Origin of the sequence: Roseibium algae, assembly GCF_037783265.1 — a bacterium.
In the GTDB taxonomy this organism is placed as follows: Bacteria; Pseudomonadota; Alphaproteobacteria; order Rhizobiales; family Stappiaceae; genus Roseibium; species Roseibium algae.
This window is the reverse complement of record NZ_JBAKIA010000004.1, coordinates 56129-79179: the sequence shown is the minus strand read 5'-3', so window position 1 is coordinate 79179 and position 23051 is coordinate 56129. Positions and strand designations below refer to the sequence as shown.

The window sequence follows — 23051 nt, the reverse complement described above, 5'->3', positions numbered from 1 at the left end:
ATGGGCGGGGTTCAATTCCAAAATACTGGTCTCTTATGCGTCAGGAAGCGCTGCGATCACCGAGGTTAGTCCGATCTGAAGCAATTGGTGCTCGGCGGCGATCACGCGAACCGCGGCGCCTTTGTCTTTGGCGAAGCGCTGTTCCTCAGGCCGCCATGCCGGGATCCACCAGGGTTTTCCGGCGGCTTGGGCTGCCTTGCCCAAATGTGCGATGTCGGCCCGGTCAGCGTCATTAAAGGCATAAGTTGGTCGTCCACGGGTCAACGCCAGATCGAAGGGGCCAACAAAGATGCCATCCACCAGCGGGCTGGCAAGCAGCGCATCGACATCTGCGAACGCCTCGGCTGTTTCGATCATCGGCAGGCACAGAATATCGCGGTTCTGCCTGGCAAAGTAGTCAGCTGTCGGCGCCTGGAAAGACGCAGAACGCCCTGCGGCGTAACTCCGGGTGCCGAGGGGTGGAAACTTACAACTCGCCAGTGCGTGCTCTGCCTGCTCAAGGCTGCCCACATGGGGGAGGATGATCGCATCCACGCCAAGGTCGACGGCGCGCTGGACCCAGACAGGTTCCGGCGCTTCAATCTTGGCGCAGACTGACACGTCCAGCGCTCGTGCTGCGACCACAAGAGCTTCACGTCTGTCCGGAGAATAACCGTTGTGTTCAATATCGAGCACGACGCGTCGGAAACCGGCATTTGCCGCCATCTCCAACAAATCGAGGTTCGGAGTGCTCATCCAAAAAGCATAGGAATCTAACATCAGTCCATCACATGGTGCTGGTTGGAAGGAAGGGTGGCGCGCACCTTGGCGAGATAGTCAAAATCGAGCTCTGTAAAAGTGACCCCTGGTTGGGCGGGTGAACGCGTGATCACCGTGCCCCATGGATCGACCACCATGGAATTGCCATAGCAGGCGCGCTCACCAGCAGGTTCTGGATGCTGACCAATCTGACCTGGTGCAATTACATAGCATTGGGTCTCGATGGCACGGGTGCGCACCATCACTTCCCAATGATCCTTGCCGGTTTCCATATTAAAAGCAGCCGGAATAACAATGACGTCGCAACCGGCTTTCATATGGGCGAGGAAAAGCTCGGAAAACCGCAGGTCGTAACAGATTGCACAGCCAATGCGATGTTCGCCGAGCTGGTAATTAATCACTCTCGACCCGCGATCAATCACGTCGGATTCGCGGAAAACATGACCTGATGGCGTGCGCACGTCGAACAAGTGGATCTTGCGGTATCGGGCAAGCTCGGTTCCATCCGGACCAAAGGTGACGGCGGTGTTGTAATGGTTGTTGCCTTCGACCTCGATCATCGAACCGACGTGTATGGCCGTTTTGTATTCTCTCGCCAATGCCTGCATCGCACGGTATCCCTCTCCCTTAGGGAATGCCTCGGCTGCGGCCCATTGTTCGTCCCGTGAACCGCCGAGAAAAGTTGCATATTCTGGTGTCACGACCAGCTCTGTCTCGCCCTTGGTGATCTTTTTTCGGAACAGCGTTTCGATGTCTGAAATGTTGCGAGACTTGTCGTCCCGTGTATTCAGCTGAAGCATCGCTATTTTCATGTAAATAAAACCTCAGTTGGTTGGGCCGCGAAGCGGATGGGCCGGAAACTGTCTTGTAGATCCGTCCCTTCTGAGCCTGATTTGGTCGCCATGCCCGAGCTGGCATTTTTGAAAGGAAATTTTCCATTTGACGTCCGGATGTTTTCCATATTGTATTATAGATATTCAAAATACAAGTCGAGGCAATCCAACCGGGAGTTTTCGAATGATGCTTGAGATGAAACCAAATTTGGCCATACTGGTCGCCTTAGGCGGGTTGTGTGCCAGTACGGCAGTGGCCGATACACTGAATGTCCAGCTGTCTGCAGACATCCGAAGTTCACGACCCGGCGTGAACCGGGACGCATTGTCAGATTCGATGGCGCTCAATGTCAGTGAAGGCTTGGTGGCCTTTGGCCAGCGCGGCAACATCGTCCCGATGCTGGCTCAGGAATGGACCGTTGCGGAAGATGGCAAGGTCTATACATTTACCCTTCGCGAAGGTCGCACATTTCATAATGGTGCGCCGGTCACAGCGGATTTGGTCAAGCAGAGCTGGGAGGCTCTTCTGGCAGCACCCAAATTCAATTGTGCCAGCTACTTTAATGGAGGTCGCGGCGCAGCGGTGACATCCGTCGAGGCACCTGATGACCGCACGGTGGTCATCACACTCGACAAGCCGAATGCCATGTTCCTGAAATACACTGCGCAATCCCAATGCGGCGGGATGGCGATCATGCATCCGGACAGCTTCGATGCAGACGGAAAGTGGGACCACCCCGTCGGAACCGGCCCCTTTGTCTTCGGCGAGTGGAAGCGCGGTCAGTCGCTGCATCTTACCAAGTTCGCAGATTATGTGCCGTTGGAAGGTGAGATCGACGGGTATGCCGGACGCAAAGAGGTTCTCGTCGATGACATCAATTTGGTGGTGACGCCCGACAGAGCCACGGCTGTTGCAGCACTGCGCAGCGGTGATCTGGACATTGTCCCGTTTCTTTCGACGTCCAAGGCCTCAGAATTATCTTCAGATCCGGCATTCAAGGTGCAATCTGCTCCCCACGGCGGCATGATCACACTACTCCTGCAGACCGCAGACCCTGTTCTTTCCTCACCTGAAATGCGTCTGGCCATCGTCAAGGCCCTGGACATTCCCGAACTGGTCGATGTGGCTACCCATGGTTTGGGCGTGCCAAATGCATCGCTGGTACCGCTCGGTTCCATCTATCATAGCAAAGTGCAGGACGAGCGCGTCAGCTATGCCCCTGATAAGGTTCCAGCACTTCTAAAAGCTGCCGGATACGAAGGGCAGGAGCTGGTAATCCAGACCAACCGGCGCAATCCAATCAACGAAAATGTGGCAGTGATCGCGCAAGCGATGTTGCAAATGGCGGGCATCAACACGCGTATTGAGGTTCTGGAATGGGCGACCCAGCTCGACCGGTTCAGAAACGGCGGCTTCCAGATGTCAGCCTTCAATTACTCCAACCGTGCTGACCCTGTCCTTGCCTACAGCGCAGTTGTCGCGTCAAAGGAAGACCGAGGCAGTGCGATCTGGGATGACCCAAAGGCTATCGAACTGGTAAAAGAAGTGCTGCAAACACCTGATGGCGACGCACGTCAGGCCTTGTTCGATCAACTGCACAAATTGTATCTGGCGCAGATGCCTTTCGTGATGCTGGCCAACAATCTGGATGTGTCTGTATCTGCCGCCTATGTGCAGAACTACACAACCTGGAACGGCTTCGCCCGTCTCTGGGGCGTGAGCCTCAAGAAGTAAGCGGTCCACATATGGAAACCCGGGGCATCAAATGATCAAGTTCGTCCTGTCGCGGCTCTTGTCCGCGGTACCAACTCTGTTCCTTGTATCGGTCGCAGTGTTCACACTGATCCGGCTGATCCCTGGGGATCCTGTGGCCCTGATGCTTGGCGATAACGTCGACCCTCAGGTCTATGCAGCCATGAGCCATCAGCTCGGTTTGGACCGGCCGATCCCGGTTCAATTCGTGCTGTGGCTAAAATCCCTCCTTTCTGGGGACCTTGGCCGCTCCATTACGAGCGACCAGGAAGTCCTGCCGCTGGTGCTGCATCGCTTCGCAATCTCCGCCCAGCTTGTGCTAGTTGCAGTGACCATTGCGACCGTATTCGCAGTGCCACTCGGCATGCTGGCTGCCTGGCGTCAGAACTCCGCCTTCGATTTGGGTGTCGTCGTCGGTGGCACAATCTTGATGTCCATCCCAACCTTCTGGATGGGCCTGATGATGCTGCTGTTCTTTGGCTTGCAGCTCGGCTGGTTGCCAGTCCTTGGCTATGTCTCGCTTGGTGAGAACTTCTGGGACGGTGCGGTCTATCTGCTCATGCCAGTTGCAACACTGGTTTTGCATGAAACCGGGATCCTTGTGCGCATGGCGCGAGCCTCCACGCTGGATGTGCTGCGACTTGATTACGTCACACATGCCCGCGCCAAAGGCTTGAGCGAAGGTCAGGTGTTACGCCGCCATGTTGCCCGAAATGCATTCGGGCCGACATGGACGCTGTTGGGCTTGATTCTCGGTAACCTTCTGGGCGGTGTTGCCGTTGTCGAAACGGTCTTCACCATTCCGGGATTGGGGAGACTGATCGTTGAATCGATTTTTGGACGAGACTACCCCGTGCTTCAGGGATGCCTGCTGTTCGTTGCCATCACCTATGTCGTCGTCAACCTGATCGTCGACCTTTGCTATCCGATCTTTGACCCGAGAGTTAAATCCGCATGAGCATTGGCAAGACCAACAAGTACCTCGGTGGCCTTCTGGTCGCATTCTTCCTTCTGGCCGCCTTTTTCGGCTGGGTTTACACCCCCTTCGATCCGCTGGCCATCAACCTTCGAGCCAAGCTGGAAGCGCCTGGTTCCGGCCATCTTCTGGGCACGGACGAATACGGCAGGGATGTCATTTCCCGGTTGCTAACGGCCGCAAGAACAAGTGTTTCAATCTCCCTGCTGACAGTCTCTTTCGCTGTGATCTTTGGCACTCTGCTGGGCTCTGTTTCGGGCTATGCGCGGGGCTGGGTGGACCGCCTTGTGATGCTGTTCACAGACACACTGCTGGCATTCCCGTCAATCCTTCTGGCACTGGCGCTGCTGTCGATCCTGGGGGCCAACATGTATGGCGTCGTTCTGGCTTTGGGTCTGGCCTATATGCCCACGGTCACACGTGTTGTGCGCGGGGCAGTCATGTCCCTGCGCGAACAGCAGTTCATTGAGGCCTCTCGCCTTATGGGGCACCCTGTCCATTATACGCTTTGGGCCCATGTTGTGCCCAATTGCCTGGCCCCCGTGATTGTCATTGCGACCTCCATGTTCGGATCGGTCCTGTTGACGGAAAGCGCGCTGAGCTTTCTTGGTCTTGGTGTTCCGCCCCCCGCCCCGACCTGGGGCAACATGTTGGCTGGAGCACGTCCCTATATGGCGCAGGCCCCGTGGCTTGGTATTTTCCCAGGCCTCTGCATTGCGCTGACCCTCTTGGGGATCAATCTCTTCGGCGACTATGTCCGCGACCGTTTTGACCCACGTATGCGAGGCCTTTGATGTCCGAAACATCTGAATTGCTCCGCGTCGATACGCTGGAGCTGGGAATTGCTCACCTTCCCGAAGCACGGATCGTGCGGAAGGCCAGCTTTGAGATCCAGCCAGGCGAATTCGTCGGCCTGGTCGGGGAATCCGGCTCAGGTAAGACGATGCTGGGGCGTTCCATTATCGGTTTGCAGCCAAGCGCTATCGTGCCGCGCGGCGGCAGCATCACGTTTCGCGGAAAAGACCTGTCGGCGATGTCCGCGAAAGATCTGCGCCATTTGCGCGGAGCAGAAATCGGGATGGTCTTCCAGGAGCCCATGACCTCGCTCAATCCTTCGATGACGATTGGCCAGCAGCTTGAAGAACCCCTTCAGGTTCACACCAAATTATCGGCAACAGAGCGTCGGGGCGAGATTCTAGAGATTATGGAACGGGTTGGAATTCCATCTCCTGAAGATCGGCTGAAAGACTATCCGCATGAGTTTTCAGGCGGGATGCGACAGCGGATCATGCTGGCATCTGCAATGCTATTGAAACCCGCGCTGCTGATTGCCGACGAACCGACGACGGCGCTTGATGCTTTGGTTCAACGCGAAGTTCTGGAACTGATGGTGGAACTGTCTCGGGAAAACGGCACGGCCTTGCTTCTGATCAGCCACGACCTGCCTATGGTTGCCCGCTATTGCGAACGCATCATGGTCATGTGCCAAGGTGAAATTGTGGAAGCCGGGCCAGCACAGACTATTCTTGCCTGCCCTCAGAATGCCTACACACGCAAGCTTTTGGCAGCCATGCCCAAGCGTGGGCCGGTGCGCAGCTTTGAGGGTGCAGAGACACCTATCGTTGAAGTGCGCGACTTGTCGGTGGATTACGTGTCTCGCTCAGGTCTGCTTGCCCGGACGAGCCGCAAACGTGCGTTAAACAGGGTCAGCCTGTCTGTCCGTCGAGGCGAAGTTGTTGCCTTGGTTGGGGCATCCGGCTCAGGGAAGACAACGCTTGGACGTGCCATTGCACATCTCATCCCGACCAGTGAGGGAGAGATACTGTTTCGTGGGCAGCCCGTTTCCAAACGCAATTCGGAGTGGATGGATTACCGCCTGAACTGCCAAATGATCTTTCAGGATCCTTTCAGTTCCCTTGATCCACGTTTCACCATCCGCCGCATTCTTAGCGAAGCACTTTATCACGAGAAGGCCCAGGAAGTTTCGGTCCGTGAAGACCGGATCCGCCAGGCTATTCTGGAAGTCGGGCTGGAAGAGATGCATCTGGACCGCCTGCCGCACGAGATGTCAGGCGGCCAGCGTCAGCGGGTGGCCATTGCCCGTTCAATTATTTCGGAGCCTGATTTTGTCATTGCAGACGAGGCCGTGTCAGCACTCGATGTTACAGTTCAGGCCCAGGTTCTGGAACTGCTTGCCGATTTGCAAAAAAAGCATGGATTTTCATGTCTTTTCATCAGCCATGACCTTGGAGTTGTAGAACAGCTTGCAGACCGTGTCGTCGTCATGCGGGACGGAGAAATTGTCGAACAGGGTTTACGGGACACTGTCTTTGATGTGCCGAAATCCGATTACACCAGGGCGTTGCTGTCAGCCATCCCCACATTGCGTAGAACGCAAACCGGAGTGGAATTGAGCTGGCGGTTTGATGCACCGAATGTTGCAGAGGTTACCCGATGAACGCGCCCGACGGTTTCCGACGTCAGCGTCCCGGATCTGGTGATGGCGAAGCTCATGGAACTGATCCAGCAGTGCTTCTGGACCTGCTGGACGAGATTGCCCGCGAGAAGCTGGAGTTACACAGCCTGCTGATCTGGCAACATGGCACGTTAATCCTTGAAGCCTATTGGCAGCCCTATGGCCCCGACCGTCTGCACATGATGCATTCGGTGACGAAGAGTTTCACATCTATGGCCGTGGGATTGGCCTTTGATGATGGGCTTCTGTCATTAGACGATCGTGTGATCGATTATTTCCCTGAGTTTCTCGCCACGGCAGCTCAGGGAATTGAAACCATGCGCTTGCGTCACGTGCTGACCATGACCAGCGGGCACGGTCGCGGAATCTCTGGAGGAGCCTGGCGTAAATTGTCATCCAGCTGGGCTGAAGATTTCCTAAGCCAGCCCATCGTCCATACACCGGGAGACGTCTTCGTCTACGACAGCGCTTGCAGTTATATGCTTGCGGCTATTGTCCAACGGGTTGTTGGGCGAACGGTGCATGACTACCTCCGTGAGCGCATCTTCAATCCCATGGGCCTTACGCAAGAAATCCGCTGGGATCTCAGCCCGGAGGGGGTGAACAGTGGTGGCAACGGGCTGTGGTGCCGCTCCAGCGATCTGTTGAACCTTGGCCTTCTGCATTTGCAGGATGGCCAGTGGTGCGGAAAACAGCTGCTGTCTTCGGAATGGGTCCGTGCGGCGAAAGGCATGCAGGTCCGCGATGTATCACTCGGTTTCCTCACCGGCGAGGCCTACCTTGGACCAGAGGAAAGCTTCGGCGGCGTAAGCGCCGAACGACGCGAGGGCTACGGATTTCAGTGGTGGCGCGGCCCGAATGAAAGCTTCTCCGCAAGTGGTCTCTTTGGTCAAAGCTGCATTGTCTTCGAACAAAAGAATGCCGTGATCGCTTTTACCGCCGGAATTGATGACGAAGATCGCCGCTTGCTCAACATGATCCACAAGGACCTTTATCCTGCCCTTGGCCAATGGCGCGGCGCAGAACTTCCAGCTCGCCTTGACGCATTGGAGGTTGCCCCCCCACCGCGTGCCGACGGGACGGTGGCTCCTGCAAGCTGGCAAGGTCTGTATCACGCCGAAAACAATGATCAGGGCATCACGTCCGTGTCCCTGGCCCATGAAGCGCAAGGCGTGCGGATCGAAATTGTCGATGAACGAGGATGTCATAGCATTTTGGCCGGTATAGGACAGCGCCTTGAGGGAACGACAACCATTGCAGAGCCCCGATTGCATCATGCTTACGAGTTCGGTGAAGGAGCTCGCGTAGCTGCCTGGGCAGCCTGGCAGCCAGCAACAAAGGATGGTTGGGCCTGTCTGGTCTTCGATTGGGTCTTGGTAGAGACGGCCTTTCGAGACACTGCCCGCTGCTATTTCAAAGATGGCTGCCTGCGTCTTCAGCGCGAAGTCAATGTAAACTCGTCAATTCGCATCTTGCCTGAGATCCGCGCCACACTTCAATCTGAGAAGGCCCTTGCCTCGGGAGAAACGCTACCGTGACAAGGTTTCGCTTGGCTGAGATGACGCAGTTGGAATTCAATCGGCGGATTGAGGAACCTGTGGTGATCCTGTTGCCGCTTGGTTCTCAGGAAAGCCAGGGACCGCATTGCCCAATGGGGGATTTCCGTCTGGTTGAGCGGATTGCTGACCTGACTGCCGAGCGCAGCGGTGCGTTGGTCGCACCAGGATTGCCCTTTGGCCATGCTGACTTCTTTCGGGATTATCCCGGCGGCATTCAGCTCCGGCCAGAAACATTTACCGCTGTGCTGACAGACATGCTGACCAGCTTTCTGGACCATGGGCGGGTACGGCTTCTTGTTCTCAATGGGCACACCACGAACGCGCCTTTGATTTCTCAGGTCACACGCCAATTGCGCAGGCAAACCGGGGTGGCTGTACCTTCGATTGATCTTTGGGCCTCGGTGCCTGCCAAACTGCTCGACCATCTGTTTGGCGGAGTGGATGTGCGCGGCCATGGCGGCGAGCCTCTGACTTCGGTCACCATGCATTTGTGCCCGGGAGAAGCTCAGCCGCACACACGCGTGGCCGATAACCGAAAGACTTTGCTGGGGCTGCCGATACGAGGCGTGTCCGGAGCTGATTTCGACGGCCTTCGCGTGAACATGCCGGTCACAGCTGCGGAGGTTGATCCCTTAGGGCAGCTTGGCGGCTCTGCCGAGTTGGCCTCGGCTGCCAAAGGCGCAGCAATCACAGAAGACCTGGTCATTCGAATTTCAGGGCTTGTCGCACATCTGCAAACAGCAGTGCCCTGCCCGCCCCCGGCGATCCAATCTGGAGAGACCCTATGAACAAATATCGGCTGTCCCCGCTTCCAGCCCAAGTCGCACCTGACCTGCTGACGGCTTTGGAGAAAATCGAGACCGCGACACTTGGCCATGTGCGGTTGACTGGTTTCATGACCCGGAACGTGCAGGCTCTGGATCCTGCACAGCCCACCCGGGCGGGTTTGGCTGTGACATTGGCCCTGCCCGCCATGTGCTCAACCTTGATGCATTACGCAGTTAGCCAAATCCGGCCCGGCGACATGCTGGTTGTCGACCGGCTGGGGGATGACCGCTTCGCCTGCGTTGGCGGTGCTGTCGCCCGTGCTGCGCGTATCGCAGGTGCCGTGGGAGTTGTGATTGATGGTCCTGTCACCGATGAGCAAGAGATCCTGGGCGAGGGCTTGCCCGTCTGGTGCACAGGCAGCGCCTCCTTGACCACCCGAAGGCTTGAGTTGGGCGGAACATTCAACCGTCCTGTGGCGTATGGCGGCGTCCCGGTGCTTCCCGGTGATATCGTCGTTGCCGATGCCTCCGGTGTTGTCGTCCTGCCGGCGGATGAGGCCGCAGATGAGGCCGCCGCCGGTTTCGCCCGCGAGGGCCGCGTTGCGCGGACGATGGATAGGCTCACGCAAGGCGAAAAGCTGGGAGATATCACTGGCGTTAATGCCCGGTTCGAGGCCTTGATTGGAACTGGAAAGATGGAAACGAAATGACCGGAGCTGCTTCCTTATTCTCACCTTTGGTGCCGCTGCCTGAAGATATCACCGGCGTGCTGTCTGTCACCACGCCATCGTCACCGCAGATCCCGCTTGTATTCGACAGCCCTCATAGCGGCACTGACATTCCGTCTGAATTCCGTCCTGCTGTTGATGCTGCCACAGTACTTATGTCGTCGGATACTCATGTGGATGATCTTTTCTCAGCAGCTCCGAACCATGGTGCGCCGCTGCTTCAGGCCCACTTTCCACGTAGCTTCCTTGATCCAAACCGCTCGCTGTCGGACATGGACCGGCAAATGCTGGCGGGTGACTGGCCGCATTACGTGCGAGACAGCTCCACCGCGAAACGTGGCATGGGCATTATTTGGCGAAATGCCTGGGGAGAGACACCCATGTACTCAGCTCCAATGCCTGTTGCCGAGGCAGAAGAACGCATCCGGCGCTATTGGGTACCTTATCACAGTGCGCTGCGTCAGCTTTTGGATGGGGCTTTCGCGCAATATCGATGTGTGTGGCACATGGACTGTCATTCCATGACGAATGGCGGTCATGCGATGTCTTCTGATGGGCCGGGCACTAGCCGCGCAGATATCTGCATTGGCGATATGAATAGCACGTCAGCTTCCGCTGAGTTCACAACGCTTTTACGCGAGGTTCTGGAAGCCGACGGTTTCTCCGTTGCTATGAACAAACCCTTCCGGGGGGCCGAGCTGACAGAGGCCTATTCCAATCCTGCCATCAACCGACACTCTGTTCAGTTCGAGATCAACCGGCGTCTTTACATGAACGAAGAGACACGGGAGCGCAGTCCCAATTATTCAGCCTTCAAGGCGGCAATAGACAATCTGGTCGCACGCGTTGCGGCCTATGTGAAAGAGCAGTTGATCTGATGACAAAATTGAACTTCTATCGACTGGAAGCAAGCGCGATGTTCGCCGCCAAGTGTGATCCGCGCTTTCATTATTGCACCTACATGCCGAAGAGCTACGATCCGGAGGGCGACCGCAGCTACCCTTTGCTGGTGCTGATCCATCCAAGCCTTCGGAATGCCTCAGGCCTGCGCGACGAATTCATCGACTTTGCCGAGGCTACACAGTGCGCATTGCTGGCACCGCTTTTTCCCTGCGGTATTGAAGGCACAGACGATTTCAACAATTACAAGCACATGCGCTATGGCGGTGTCGCCTATGACGACGTGCTTTTGGGCATGGTTGAGGAAGTCTCCGGAATATTTCGACTGGAAAGCAGCCGTTTCATGATGCACGGCTTCTCAGGCGGCGGACAGTTCGCCTTGCGGTTTTATTTGCGTCATCCAGAAAGGCTTCAGGCGATTTCAATCGGGGCCCCGGGAACGGTTACGTTGCCCGGTGATCCGCGAAGTTGGTGGGTGGGCACGGGCGATATGGAACAGGCGCTGGGAGCACCCTTGCGCCTTGAGACGATGCGCGAAGTGCCTGTTCAACTGGTCATAGGCAGCGAGGACATTTCACCCCGGGGCACCATGGTTGCACCCGGCTCAAGCTTCTGGCGAGAGGATGCCAATGACGCAGGAGAAAACCGGATGCAACGGATAGAGGCATTTGAGCGCGCTCTGGTCGCACTCGGCATCAACGCAGAAAAAGCCATCGTCCCGGGCGTTGCTCATGCCCGTGCTGGAATACAGCCACCGGTGAAGGAGTTCTTCGCCCGCGTGCTCGGCTATGAGTTGCTGAACTAGGACCTCAACCTAATCCAGCTGGCCGGAATTATAAGGGGATCGGCTGAGATGCCGTTCCAGGATTTTAGCTGCTGTTTCGCGATCACCTGCCTCGATTGCCTTAAGGATTGTCAGGTGGTCACCAGCCGCCTTGCGGATGCGGTCAGCGCTGAGTTCTGTGAACTCGGCAACCTCGGTCATCCGGCGCAAGCTGTTCTGACGTTCCATCGCCTCGCTGAGAAATCGATTGTGCGCCCAGGAGACAACGGTGGCGTGGAAATTTGCATTGGCTTCAAACCATTCAGTGTCCGAGATTTGAGCCACAGGCATATCGCGTAACCGCGTCTGCTGCCCGCGCAACTCTTTCAGCTGATCCAGATCAACTTCAAAGCCGGGATCTCTCAAAGCACCGCATTCAATAATAATGCGGAAGCCATAGCTGGCATTGATAGCTTCGCGATTGTCCAGGGTTTCAGCAAATCGCCAACCATGGCCACTGCGCCGTTCCGCCAGCCCTTCATTGGAAAAGCGCATCAAGACCCGGCGGATCATGCCACGGCTGGTGCTGAAATACTCTGCCAGCTCGGTCTCGGAAACATCCGATCGAATTTCGCCCTTGGCGCGGGCCATCATGATGGCATCAAAAATCCTTTCAGGCTCCGACCGGGGCATGTGCCTAATGATATCAAGCTCGTCTTGAGGCAGCCCGCAATACCTAAAGCCCACATTGGGAACCTTGATAAACAGACCGCGTTCCTCAAGCGCTGACAGCACTCGCCGCACTGGTGTTCGCGATGTTCCAAGCGTGTTCGCTAAACGGATTTCAGAGACATGCTCATCTTTTCCCCAATGACCGTTTTGGGCCAAAGAGAGAACCTTTCTGGCAAGCTCTGCCTGCAAATTGCTGAGGCCGTGATCTGGCGTTTCTGCTGTCGTCACTTCTTGTGCCTTATTCTCAGTCCGGCCACGCGGCCAGCATCATCACTGGACGGGTTCCGATGCACGTCTGAGTATAGCGCCCCTCATTGCGGTTGAGAACCTTTCGAGGTTACAGGCAAGACATTCACACACTATTGCTCCTGCTGGAAAAGCCTCGATACCATAAATGCTCCGCGCTCAGCATACTGAAGCCAGCCAAGCCCCAAACGCCCCATGCTATGGGCTCAGGTGTGGTTTCCAATGATGTTGTTCACGATCTTTGAGGCTATTGGTTCACCGGTCCAATGGATGAAGCCGAGCTGAAGATCATAAAAGCTGGAGCCCCGCAAAAACCTCGTGTTGAAGTCCGATTTGTGATTCACTGACTGCATGGAGGTGATGTCATGGATGCCAGCAGTCTTTTCAGTTTGTCCGATCATCTTGAGCGCCTGAGCAAGGAGGGTGCCCCGCTTGAGGTTCTAGCGGCGACAGTTGATTTTGACTATTTCCGGGTCTGGCTCGTTGAGGGTCTGGAGTACGGTGATGGTTCCAAGGGTGGACGCCCGCCTTTTGACCCTGTGTTCGGACTTGTCCTCGAACCATTGGCGGACCGACGTCCTCACTGTTCAAAGTTCTGATCCTTCAGGCCCAGCACAATTTGAGCGACGCGAAGATGGAGTTCATGATCCGGGATCGCTTGTCCTGGCTGCGGTTCCTGGGTTTTGACCTGGGCGAGACGACCCCGGACGAGAACACCATCCGGCACTTCCGCAACCGCATGAGCGAGACCGGAACGCTGAAGCGGGTGATGAAGGCCTTCGACTGGCAACTGCACAAGAAGGGCTATATCCCCATGTCCGGCCAGATTGTTGATGCGTCTCTGGTTCCCGCGCCCAAGCAGCGCAACACCGAAGGCGAAAGGCAAGCCATCAAGGCAGGCAAGACGGCCAAGGAGATCTGGCCGGAGAAGCCGAACAAGGCCGCGCAGAAAGACACCAATGCCCGCTGGACGTTGAAAATCGGCGGTAAAACAAGGTTCCGGCCCGATGGCACACCTTTGCCGCAGATCGCCTTGCCGGTGTTTGGCTACAAGAGCCACATCAGTATCGATCGGCGCTTTGGCTTCATCCGCGGCTGTGCGGAGACATCGGCCGCAAGCCCTGATGGCCGCCAGTTGCAGCATGTTGTTGCCAAGGACAACACCGCCTCGGATGTGTGGGCCGACAGCGCCTATCGCTCCAAGAGGAATGAAAAATGGCTGGCTGACAACATGCTGGTGAGCCAAATCCACCGGCGTAAACCGAAGGGCAAACCCATGCCGCAGGCAACCGCCCGCGCCAATGCGAAAAAGTCATCCATCCGCGCGCGTGTCGAGCATGTCTTTGCACACCAGAAGAACCGCTATGGCCTGTTCATCCGCACCATCGGCCTGGCGCGCGCCGAAGCCAAACTGACGCTGGCCAATCTCGCCTACAACTTCGACCGCCTGATTTTCCATGAACGAAAAAACGCCCTGGGATGAGTCCGCCTTAAAGGCGGAAAAACGACCCAAACCCGGCCTGGACCAGCCCGGACCGGACCAAAACGGCGCTCTCGTGACACAATCCCGTGGGACACAAGCAGAAAACACGGTTTTTTGCGGGAGCCCATCTACGTTTAGCCGCATTTCTCAATAGCCAATGAACCTCAACAGACCCGAGAACAGATAATTGAAATGTGTTGACCATGGCCTTCTGAACTCAAGATTCGCGGATATATTAAGCAAAAAAAAGATTACGGAATAGCTCAAGAACAACTTCTTTTGCAAAAGAAGTCTATACTGCCAGTCTCAATCGCAACTTGCTTTGCAACTTCATATAACGCCATTCGTTCTTCCTGCTTGGTGCTTTCACCAAAGTTAGTGACAGTGGTCAAGGCACATGCAATTTCGCCCTGTGCGTCGAACACCGGAACAGCCTGCCCGGTTACATTCGATGCCAAGTGCCCCGTAAGCTCTGACCAGCAAGATCGGCGAATTTCGTCCAGTTCCTCTTGATCGTGGGGCCTGCCTCGGAACGGTTCGGGCTGACGGTCTCTTGCGACCTTAATCTGACTATCTGGCAAAAATGCTTGAAAAATCAATCCACTAGCCGTGTTGTCTACAGGCAAAACATCTCCTAGAGCAACCGACGTGAAAGAGAAATAAGGGCTACGGTACCAACGCACGACAGTTGGCCCGCGCTCGGTCCATACGGCCACTCCTCCTGCCATGGCCGTCCTGCTTGCAAGATCCTTCATGAATTCTGCAGCAATCTCGATCGGATCAATACGCTTGAGCGCTGCAATTCCGATATTCAGCGCCGCGGGGCCAAGGTCATATAATCCCGATTGGGCATCCTGCCTTGCCAACCCTTCCTTGACCAGACTCTGGATATAGCGGTGTGCCGTCGAGTTGCCAGTCCCTGCACGACGGGCAAGCACGCCCAAGGCCAGAGGTCCGTCAGCATGCGCCAACACATTAAGAAAACGGCTGGCAATGGAAACCGACTGTACCGTCCCTGCGCGCTTTACCACTTCACCATTTTGCCCATTGGCGTAACTATCTGTCATAAAAATCCAATGGACACTTTCCCATAAGAGAGCACGAACTCCGAAGATGGTTGAATGTTCATCTTCTATACTGAGCAAAGCTCAAGATTCTAAGTCCCAGCATAAATGACATAGCGGCTCCTGTTCAATGCCCTGTTCATCTCAGTCGGCAGCACCTCACTAAATAATTGCAAATACTGCACTTTCAACCCCAGAGAATTTACGTTGCCTAAAAACCACACTTAATACATGAGTATAAAACTCATATTGATATGCGGAATGCATTCTGTATTGTGGAACACAATAGTGGTTAAGCTAAGGGCAACGAGGGGGCAAATCCTCGCGTCTATTACACGCCAGCGCCTTACCACCAACCAATTGCCTGCAAGCTTTTCATGCCAGCAAGGCCGCGTGATAACCCGAGGACAATTATGAATTCCAGACTGATAGCACGACTGATGGGGACGGCAGCAATGCTGACCAGCCCCGTTCTCGTAAGCCTTCCGGCCCAATCGCAAGATGCCTCAGGCAAAGAGAGCCCTACCATCTTGGACACGATTTTCGTAACCGGCGAGAACCTGAACCGCCGCTTGCAAAATACAGCAAGTTCGGTTGTGGTACTCACAGACAAGGACTTGAACAAAAAGCCCGAAAACCTGGATGTTCAGGAAGCGATCCAAGGCATACCTAATGTCAATTATCCAGGCACCGTCGGATTTGCCCCAGTGATCCGTGGACAGGATACACAAGGTCCAGCAACCGGAGCTATCTCATTTTTTTCCGGAACAGTTCCCAGAGCGACCATCAGCGTTGATGGCCATTACCAGAACTCTTCCGAGTACGTCTTCGGGTCGACTTCTATCTGGGATGTTGACACCGTAGAAGTTTTCCGCGGACCGCAAACCACCTCCCAGGGTGCCAATAGTATTGCCGGAGCGATCATCGTTAATACGAAGGACCCGACATTTACCCCCGAGGGTGCTTTCCGGGCGGAAATAGGAAACAGCAACAAGCGACGTGTATCGGCGATGTTGTCCGGCCCACTCAACGATCAGATCGCAGCTCGTGTAGCGATAGATTACTTCGGCCGAGATACATTCATCGATTATATCAATTCTGCTTACGACACCGGACCATCCGATACGGATATCATGTCGGTTACCGGACGAGGAAAGCTGCTGTGGGAGCCAACTGAAATTCCCGGTCTAAGCGCAAAGCTGACCTATTCCCTTACCCATAACAACCAGCCAACCCTGGAAGCTGCGACTGTCAAACCTTACGACAATTTAGATAGCGTCGTGACGAATATGCCGAGCTTTTATACCCGGGTGAACACTGGCATCGGCGATATCTCCTATGAGTTCGATAACGGAATCAAGGTCTCGAACCAACTGCAGTATTCAGACTCGTATACTCAGCGTTCAATCAATCCGATGACAAATTACAGCGCGGTGATTGATCGGCAGAACGTGACCAACGAGACCTTGGTGAATTTCGGTTCTCAGGAAGCAGCCTACAGCGGTGTTGCAGGCCTTTTTTATTCTCATACGCAATCTGATGAATCCCTCTCCGAACCGAGAATCTACGGCAGTCCGAATTTCGACGATACCAAGGAAAATCTCGGTATTTTCGCCGAAACTGACTACCGCTTCATTGATCGCTGGACGCTGACCACAGCTCTTCGCTACGAGATGGACAGGGTCAAACGACGCGGCCTGTCTACAACCGGATCGACGGTAGACTTCAGTTACGATGAAACCTTCAGTGCTTTCCTGCCCAAACTTTCCCTTGCCTATGACATTAGTGAGACCCTCACTGTAGGTGGTCTCATTAGCCGAGGGTTTAATCCAGGTGGTGTTGTTTACGACTTCAGAAACAACACAGCACTTGGTTTCAAAGAAGAAACATCCTGGAACTATGAGCTCTTCGCCCGCGGGAGTTTTCTGGAAAACAAGTTAAGCTTCTCGGCGAACCTGTTCTATAATGATTTAACCAATGCTCAGCGGTACTTTATTCAGAATGTTCCCACGGTTGCCCTTTTGGTTCGTAATGCAGAGAAAGCTCACTCCTATGGGGGAGAGTTGGAAGTCAGCTATAAGGCTTTGGACAATCTGAGTTTCTCAGCAAATGCGGGCGTTCTGAAAACAGAACTGGACCGTTTCTCAGCACTTCCAGGTATTGCCGGGAATGAATTCCGTAGCGCGCCTGGATACAGCTTCGGCTTCGGTGTTGAGTGGGGTGTGCTGGAAAATCTGGTGCTATCGGCAGATGTCCGCCACACAGATGGCTACTACTCCGACGATGCAAACTCAGCCGCCTACGAGGTCGATGCTTATACAATCGCCAACGCAAGAGCGACTTATCAGGTAAATGACAACTTCCAGGTTTACGGCTACGTCGACAATATATTCGACCAACGTACCCCGACATATTATCAAGCAAACAGAAGCTTGGGTGTAGGTGGAGCGGACGCCATAATGACCGCTCCCCGAATGTTCGGTGTTGGCTTGAAGGCAACGTTCTAGACTTCACGCTCCAGAGCGATACTTGCAGCCGGGACCGCGACCTTCTTGAGGTCGCGGTCTTTTCATGTCGGGTATTGCAATCTCAGCGCTTAAAGCGGCTTTCGAATGCATCGAGCGTTCGTTCTGCACTGGCGATGGTAGGAGTGGTGACTTCTGCTGAATCGAGATAAAGAACCCGGTTTTCACGAGCCGGTTTGAGAAAATGCTCCCAGCCAGGAACGATGCGATCCAAAGTTGCCCGAATGGTGGCTTCGCCTCGTTCTGAAGATGTATAGGTAGACATGAGGATCAGGAGATCCGGATTGAGCCTACCAAATATCTCCGAGCTAATCGGAACCAGTAAAGTAGCCCCAAATCCTGATATAGCTTCAACTTTATCGAGTTTCAGGCGCTTATATCCAAGATCCTCTATGGCCTGTATTGCACCGGACAACTGCCCTACAGCGTTGATTTGATCTGTCAGGAAGATTGCAAGATAGGTCTTGCCTTCGGGATTGTATGGCAGGCTGGACCGGACGTCCTCAAGCCGTTCATGATACTGCGCCTTGCGCTCCTCAAACTCAGTTTCAAGGTTGAGTACTCCTGCGAGAGCTTCCTCAGAACCAAAGCCGCGCACCAAGCCGGTACTGCTGTTTTGAAGATAGACCGGCGCAATTGCCGAAAACAGGTCTGCCTTGTCCTTGTCGTACTCGGTGCCGATGATCAGGTCAGGCTCGAGCGCGCGCAGCTTTTCCAGGTCGAGATTGCCAAGAGCGCCGATCCCCTTAGGTTTTGGATCCGGAGAGCGACTTTGAAGGACAACATCCAGAAAATCCACGGCCAATAACGTTTTGCCGTTATCATCGCGCCCGTAACTGCCTACGGGCACCAGACCGAGGTCTGACAGTGCAATGCCAAGCGCTGGTTCGTGCAGTACCACCACCCGTTCCGGCTGCTCAGGGATTGTGACCTTGCGACCTGTATCATCAATCACGTTCTGATCTGCAGCCAGCGCAGTCGTTGCAACAAGCAAGGCCGGAATTAAAAAGGGTAAGCGCATCATCTTGCCTTTGTCAGTCGATGGTCATGTTTCTGAGAGCCCTCAAACGGAGGGCAATGATAAATAATGGCACGCCCAGAAGGCTAAGACTCAGCCCGATCGGCAGAGCGATCTCCCCGCTTAGTCCACGTGTCAAGCAATCAGCTCCGACGACGAGAACCCCTCCTGTCAATCCAGACAGAAACAGCCGTGCCCGCCCTGTAGCCGGAGACAGAAATCCGGACAGATGCGGGGCCATGATGCCAAGAAAAACCAAAGGTCCAACCGCGGTCACAGAAGCAGAAGACAGCAGTACGGCCGCGATCAAGATAACTGGCCGCGACCAACCGATGGGCACCCCCAGAGCCATCGCCATCTCGTTACCGAGGTCGTAACAACGCAACGCTCGCCCCAGGAAAAGCGCTGCGGGGACGCTTAAAAGGAACCATGGGAAAAGAGCCGCAATACCACTCCAGCTTGCCTGAAAAAGGGACCCGGCCAGCCAACCCGATAGGGTGTAGGACATCTCCTTTGGCGTATAGAGAATGAGCAACGAGCTTACCGAAGAGAGCACTGTCTCAACCGCAATACCCATAAGGAGGATGGCAAGGCCACTGACATGTTTTCCGCCAACAAGCCAGATCAGGAGTAACGCAACACTCAGCCCGCCAACAAGCGCTGCCAGAGGTATGGCGCCCTTCGGCGCATCAGGCATGAGCACCATCAGCAGCATGATCATGACCATTGAGCCCTGACTCAAGCCGAAAAGACCTGGATCGGCCAAAGGGTTGCGAGCAAGCGATTGCAGCATCGCTCCAGTCATCGCCACAAGCCAGCCCGCCATAAAACCAATCAGAATACGCGGCATTCGCACATCCCAAAGAGCATAGGAATGCTCGTCTGAAAGCTGATGCCCTAAGAGGCCTTTGATAACTGAGCCGACAGTCAGATCTGTCGACCCGACGCCGAGGGCTATAGCTGTCATGGCAAGAGTAAGCACCGCTAAAAAGACGGCGGCCACAAGGTTACCCAGTCTGACTTGAAGGCCTGTTTCCAATCGCAAGATAGGTTTGCCATCGGTTGCGCGATTGAACCTCATGCCTCTCTCCCAGATGACGATTTGAGGTAATAGCGTTTGACGATCAGAGCAAATACCAGTCCGCCCATAAGATCCATGATCAGGCCGGTGTGCAGAACATAAGGATCGAAGGCCTTGCGAGCGACCAGATCGGCGAGAAGGCAGACGCTCGCTCCCATCATGGCGCTGGCGGGAAGGCTCACTTCAAATCGAGAGCCGATCAGAGGGCGCACGATATGCGGCACCACAAGACCGACGAAACCGACCGGTCCGCATATTGCGACCGCCGATGCAGACCCAAGCATGACAGCAACCAGGGCGATCCGCGACACCCAAACCACATTGACGCCAGCGGAAGCCGCCTTTTCTTGGCCCAGTGTGATCAGGGTCAGCGGCCTTGCCGACATCAGAAGGCACAGAAGCGCGAGAGCACCTATCCACCAGAAATCATACAAGCGCTCGGCGTAAACGTGATTGATGTTTCCGGTTATCCACCCCAGAAACTCGGTTCTTCGAGCAGGGTCAGAGAGAAGAATGGCATTCGCGAGACCAATGAACAGCATGGAGACGAGTGCCCCGGACAAGATCAGGGCCAGGCTATGCGGACTGCGCGATAAACCCGCCAGACGGGCCACCACGAAACAGCTCAAAAAGCCAAATGTTCCGCCAACCAAGGCAGCAGCTCCCTGGGCTTTTACACCCAAATCAAAGGAATAGGCGCCTGCAACGACAAACAGCGTAGCACCAGCATTGATCCCCAGTGTTGAGGGAGACGCCAAAGGGTTACGGGTGATCCCCTGGAGAACCAGACCACCGCAGGCCAAAACCGAACCGGCCAAAATCGCGATCAGTGCGCGTGGAAGGCGCTGGTACAGAACCACGAAGTGATCATAACTATCTGGGTCAAACAGAAAAAGCGCACCAATCACATCCTGCCAGTGGATAGCACTTGCCCCAATAATGAGATTGGCAATCAAACTCATCAGAAAAACGCATGCGAATAGCATCAGGACAGCAAGTGACCCCTTCATGCAGGCACCAATGGACTGCCGGTCATCTGCGGAACACAAATCAATCGGCCGTCGCGGCAAAAGATGTTCGTCTCCAGATCGAACACATGAGCTACATTCTCGCGCGTCACGGTTTCCCGGACTGACCCAGCCGCATGAACCATTCCCTCCCGAAGCATGATGACATCATCTGCGAATGCGGTGGTGAGATTGATGTCATGCAGCACGGCCACTACGGTCTTTCCATGCGTTGTGATTAGGTCTCGGACCAATTCAAGAACCGCGTATTGATATTTTATGTCGAGATGGTTCACCGGTTCATCCATCAAGATGATATCCGCGTCCTGGGCCAATACCATTGCAATCCAGGCGCGCTGCTTTTGACCGCCCGAAAGCACGTTGACCGACCGATGAGCCATATCGGTCAAGCCCACTATTTCAAGCGCTTCACGGAACAACTTACGGTCGCGCTCCGAAGGTCCACCGAAGAGCGAGAATCTTGAGTATCCGCCAAGCTCGATCAATTCTCCGAGTGTCATATAATCAGGGCAGTGATTTTCCTGCGGCAAATAGGCAATTCGCTTGGCCAAGGCTCGACGCTCGATCCGGGCAATCGAGCATCCATCCAAGGTCACCTCCCCTCCGGATATCGGCAAAAAGCCCATCATTGCTTTCAAGAGAGTCGATTTACCACAGCCGTTTGGCCCAATGAGTGCCGTCATACGCCCGTCGGCGAAGCGTGCTGACAATTTCCTCAACACAGGCGTTTGCCCGTAAGACGCCACAATATCTTTTGCCTCGAGCACCATATGCATCCCACTGAATTCTGCACTTGCGCGGAACCTAAACTAGAGTATTAAATTCAGCAATTACAATTTCAGAATGCATTCCGCAATGCGGAACATACTGTTGGTCAGCGCATTTGGTTCTGGCCTGGAAGGACTGTTTTCATGAGTAAAACAAAAAAGCTGCATATCGGTATGTCGCTTGCCGCCACATGGCTAAGTGGCGATGCATGGCGGCGTCAGGACAGCAACGTTGAAGGCATCTATTCGACAGACTACTACGTAGACATTGCAAGACGCTCAGAAACGGCAAAACTCGACTTTGTTTTCCGCCCGGACAGCCTGTTCCTCAATCCGCAAGCCCTGGACAATACACCAGGATCGGCTAGCCTGGATCCGACTGTGCTACTGGCTTCCATTGCGCGCGAAACCTCGAAAATCGGTCTTCTTTCAACCATATCGACAACATTTTATCCGCCTTATGTGGTCGCTCGACAGGTCCAGTCTCTCAACTGGATCAGTAACGGACGGGCCGGCTGGAACATCGTGACAGCTCTCGACGGAAACGAAAACTTCGGATTGCCGATCATGCCTTCTTCACAGGAACGCTATGATCGAGCCGCCGAATTTACCGAAGTCGTTTGTCAGCTTTGGGACAGTTTTCCAAATGAGGCATTGAAGCTGAACCGAGATATCGGCACTTACTCAGATCCTTCACTGGTCCAGCCAATCAACCACAATGGCACCAATTTCAGTGTAAAAGGACCACTTAACATCCCCAATCCAGGCCACAGCAGAATTCCGCTGTTTCAGGCGGGAGCATCAAGTGTAGGACGGAATTTCGCTGCGTCCATTGCCGATGCGATCTTCGCGTCGACGCCGGACAGGGACGCGGCAATCGAACTCCGCCAAGACCTACAGAAACGCGCAGAAGAACACGGACGGAAGCCGAAAGACATTCGCCTATTGCCCGGCCTCAGCCTTTATCTTGCCGAAAGCCGCGCTGAAGCACGGGAGCTGTTTCAGGAAACTCATGCGCGTATGGACAGAGCCCGCAAATTAGCCTCGATAGGTGAGATGACCGGACTGGATCTTAACGACTGGCCAAATGGTCGCCAAATTACAGAACGCGACCTTCCTGAAGCACCGCAGCAGGTGCGTAGCAGAACCCACTCCGAGTTACTGCGCCGCCTTATTGTTCGGGACGAACCGACGTTGGACTCCCTCCTCATGCGGCCTGAAGTCATCGGTTCGGCGCATTGGCAGATCATTGGCACCGTCAACGATGCAGTCGAAGAAATTTCCGAATGGGCTGCAGCAGGTGCCATAGACGGTTTTGTTGCCGTCCCAGGAGGTTCGGTTGGTTCCATGCATCTTGTACTAAGCGAAATGGTTCCGGAACTCGCCGAAGTAGGCCTGTTCAGAAAGGACTATTCAACGACGACCCTCTTGGGGCACCTAAGCGAATAAACGCAGATATGTAAAAATATGGATATTGCATTTTATTAATAGCAATCCAGCTGGCTCTTGACTTTGACATTGAGGATATGGGGTTTCCGACTGCGGTAATCGGCCGGGGCATTAGCCTAGACATACCGCTTGGCGCAGCTACGA

19 protein-coding genes and 1 pseudogene are annotated in these 23051 nt (G+C 54.8%); 12 read left to right on the top strand and 8 right to left on the bottom strand.

Annotated elements, in window-relative coordinates:
* Positions 1-33: 33 nt before the first annotated feature.
* Together V6575_RS06735 and V6575_RS06730 are read right to left on the bottom strand one after the other, a co-directional pair.
* Positions 34-735, bottom strand: a complete 702-nt coding sequence (locus V6575_RS06735; RefSeq protein ID WP_340273436.1) for an HpcH/HpaI aldolase family protein — start codon at positions 733-735, stop codon at positions 34-36.
* Positions 736-758: 23 nt separating this feature from the next.
* Positions 759-1571: a carbon-nitrogen hydrolase family protein gene (locus V6575_RS06730; RefSeq protein ID WP_340273435.1), complete on the bottom strand. Its 813-nt coding sequence runs from the start codon at positions 1569-1571 to the stop codon at positions 759-761.
* Positions 1572-1776: 205 nt separating this feature from the next.
* On the opposite strand from V6575_RS06730, the gene V6575_RS06725 reads away from it, so the two are divergent.
* Genes V6575_RS06725 through V6575_RS06685 form a run of 9 tightly spaced genes read left to right on the top strand, consistent with a single transcriptional unit; the run spans position 1777 to position 11556 of the window.
* Entirely contained in the window at positions 1777-3327 is a 1551-nt protein-coding gene (locus V6575_RS06725; RefSeq protein ID WP_340273434.1) for an ABC transporter substrate-binding protein, read from the top strand.
* A gap of 31 nt (positions 3328-3358) precedes the next feature.
* Entirely contained in the window at positions 3359-4303 is a 945-nt protein-coding gene (locus V6575_RS06720) for an ABC transporter permease (protein WP_340273433.1), read from the top strand.
* Positions 4300-5115, top strand: a complete 816-nt coding sequence (locus tag V6575_RS06715) for an ABC transporter permease (RefSeq protein WP_340273432.1) — start codon at positions 4300-4302, stop codon at positions 5113-5115. Before V6575_RS06720 ends, V6575_RS06715 begins: the two co-directional genes overlap by 4 nt.
* Positions 5115-6779, top strand: a complete 1665-nt coding sequence (locus tag V6575_RS06710) for a dipeptide ABC transporter ATP-binding protein (RefSeq protein ID WP_340273431.1) — start codon at positions 5115-5117, stop codon at positions 6777-6779. Before V6575_RS06715 ends, V6575_RS06710 begins: the two co-directional genes overlap by 1 nt.
* Entirely contained in the window at positions 6776-8335 is a 1560-nt protein-coding gene (locus tag V6575_RS06705; RefSeq protein WP_340273430.1) for a serine hydrolase domain-containing protein, read from the top strand. The genes V6575_RS06710 and V6575_RS06705 overlap by 4 nt, the downstream gene beginning before the upstream one ends.
* A complete protein-coding gene (locus V6575_RS06700) occupies positions 8332-9144 on the top strand; it encodes a creatininase family protein (protein WP_340273429.1) in 813 nt (270 codons plus the stop codon). The genes V6575_RS06705 and V6575_RS06700 overlap by 4 nt, the downstream gene beginning before the upstream one ends.
* Positions 9141-9833, top strand: a complete 693-nt coding sequence (locus tag V6575_RS06695) for an RraA family protein (protein ID WP_340273428.1) — start codon at positions 9141-9143, stop codon at positions 9831-9833. The genes V6575_RS06700 and V6575_RS06695 overlap by 4 nt, the downstream gene beginning before the upstream one ends.
* The gene (locus V6575_RS06690; RefSeq protein ID WP_340273427.1) at positions 9830-10729 is read left to right on the top strand and encodes an N-formylglutamate amidohydrolase; all 900 of its coding nucleotides are present in this window, start codon (positions 9830-9832) and stop codon (positions 10727-10729) included. The genes V6575_RS06695 and V6575_RS06690 overlap by 4 nt, the downstream gene beginning before the upstream one ends.
* Positions 10729-11556: an alpha/beta hydrolase family protein gene (locus tag V6575_RS06685; RefSeq protein ID WP_340273426.1), complete on the top strand. Its 828-nt coding sequence runs from the start codon at positions 10729-10731 to the stop codon at positions 11554-11556. Before V6575_RS06690 ends, V6575_RS06685 begins: the two co-directional genes overlap by 1 nt.
* Positions 11557-11565: 9 nt before the next feature.
* Here the strand turns inward: V6575_RS06685 and V6575_RS06680 are convergent, their stop codons facing one another.
* Positions 11566-12474: a GntR family transcriptional regulator gene (locus tag V6575_RS06680; protein WP_340273425.1), complete on the bottom strand. Its 909-nt coding sequence runs from the start codon at positions 12472-12474 to the stop codon at positions 11566-11568.
* A 383-nt stretch (positions 12475-12857) separates the two neighbouring features.
* Here V6575_RS06680 and V6575_RS06675 point away from each other — a divergent pair.
* Positions 12858-13975, top strand: a pseudogene (locus V6575_RS06675) (transposase).
* Between the two features lie 263 nt (positions 13976-14238).
* Here the strand turns inward: V6575_RS06675 and V6575_RS06670 are convergent.
* A complete protein-coding gene (locus V6575_RS06670; RefSeq protein ID WP_340273424.1) occupies positions 14239-15042 on the bottom strand; it encodes an IclR family transcriptional regulator in 804 nt (267 codons plus the stop codon).
* A 452-nt stretch (positions 15043-15494) separates the two neighbouring features.
* Here V6575_RS06670 and V6575_RS06665 point away from each other — a divergent pair, with 452 nt between their 5' ends.
* A complete protein-coding gene (locus V6575_RS06665; RefSeq protein ID WP_340273423.1) occupies positions 15495-17546 on the top strand; it encodes a TonB-dependent receptor in 2052 nt (683 codons plus the stop codon).
* Between the two features lie 82 nt (positions 17547-17628).
* On the opposite strand, the gene V6575_RS06660 is transcribed toward V6575_RS06665, so the two are convergent.
* Genes V6575_RS06660 through V6575_RS06645 form a run of 4 tightly spaced genes read right to left on the bottom strand, consistent with a single transcriptional unit; the run spans position 17629 to position 21467 of the window.
* Positions 17629-18588 (bottom strand): ABC transporter substrate-binding protein, encoded by a 960-nt coding sequence (locus V6575_RS06660; protein WP_340273422.1) that lies wholly within the window; start codon positions 18586-18588, stop codon positions 17629-17631.
* 10 nt (positions 18589-18598) lie between these two features.
* Entirely contained in the window at positions 18599-19663 is a 1065-nt protein-coding gene (locus tag V6575_RS06655; protein ID WP_340273421.1) for a FecCD family ABC transporter permease, read from the bottom strand.
* Positions 19660-20673 carry a FecCD family ABC transporter permease gene (locus tag V6575_RS06650; protein WP_340273419.1) on the bottom strand — a complete coding sequence of 338 codons (1014 nt, stop codon included), beginning with the start codon at positions 20671-20673 and terminating at the stop codon, positions 19660-19662. Before V6575_RS06650 ends, V6575_RS06655 begins: the two co-directional genes overlap by 4 nt.
* Positions 20670-21467, bottom strand: coding sequence for an ABC transporter ATP-binding protein (locus V6575_RS06645; protein ID WP_340273418.1), 798 nt, complete (start codon positions 21465-21467; stop codon positions 20670-20672). The genes V6575_RS06650 and V6575_RS06645 overlap by 4 nt, the downstream gene beginning before the upstream one ends.
* Positions 21468-21602: 135 nt before the next feature.
* On the opposite strand from V6575_RS06645, the gene V6575_RS06640 reads away from it, so the two are divergent.
* The gene (locus V6575_RS06640; protein WP_340273415.1) at positions 21603-22907 is read left to right on the top strand and encodes an NtaA/DmoA family FMN-dependent monooxygenase; all 1305 of its coding nucleotides are present in this window, start codon (positions 21603-21605) and stop codon (positions 22905-22907) included.
* Positions 22908-23051: the final 144 nt, after the last annotated feature.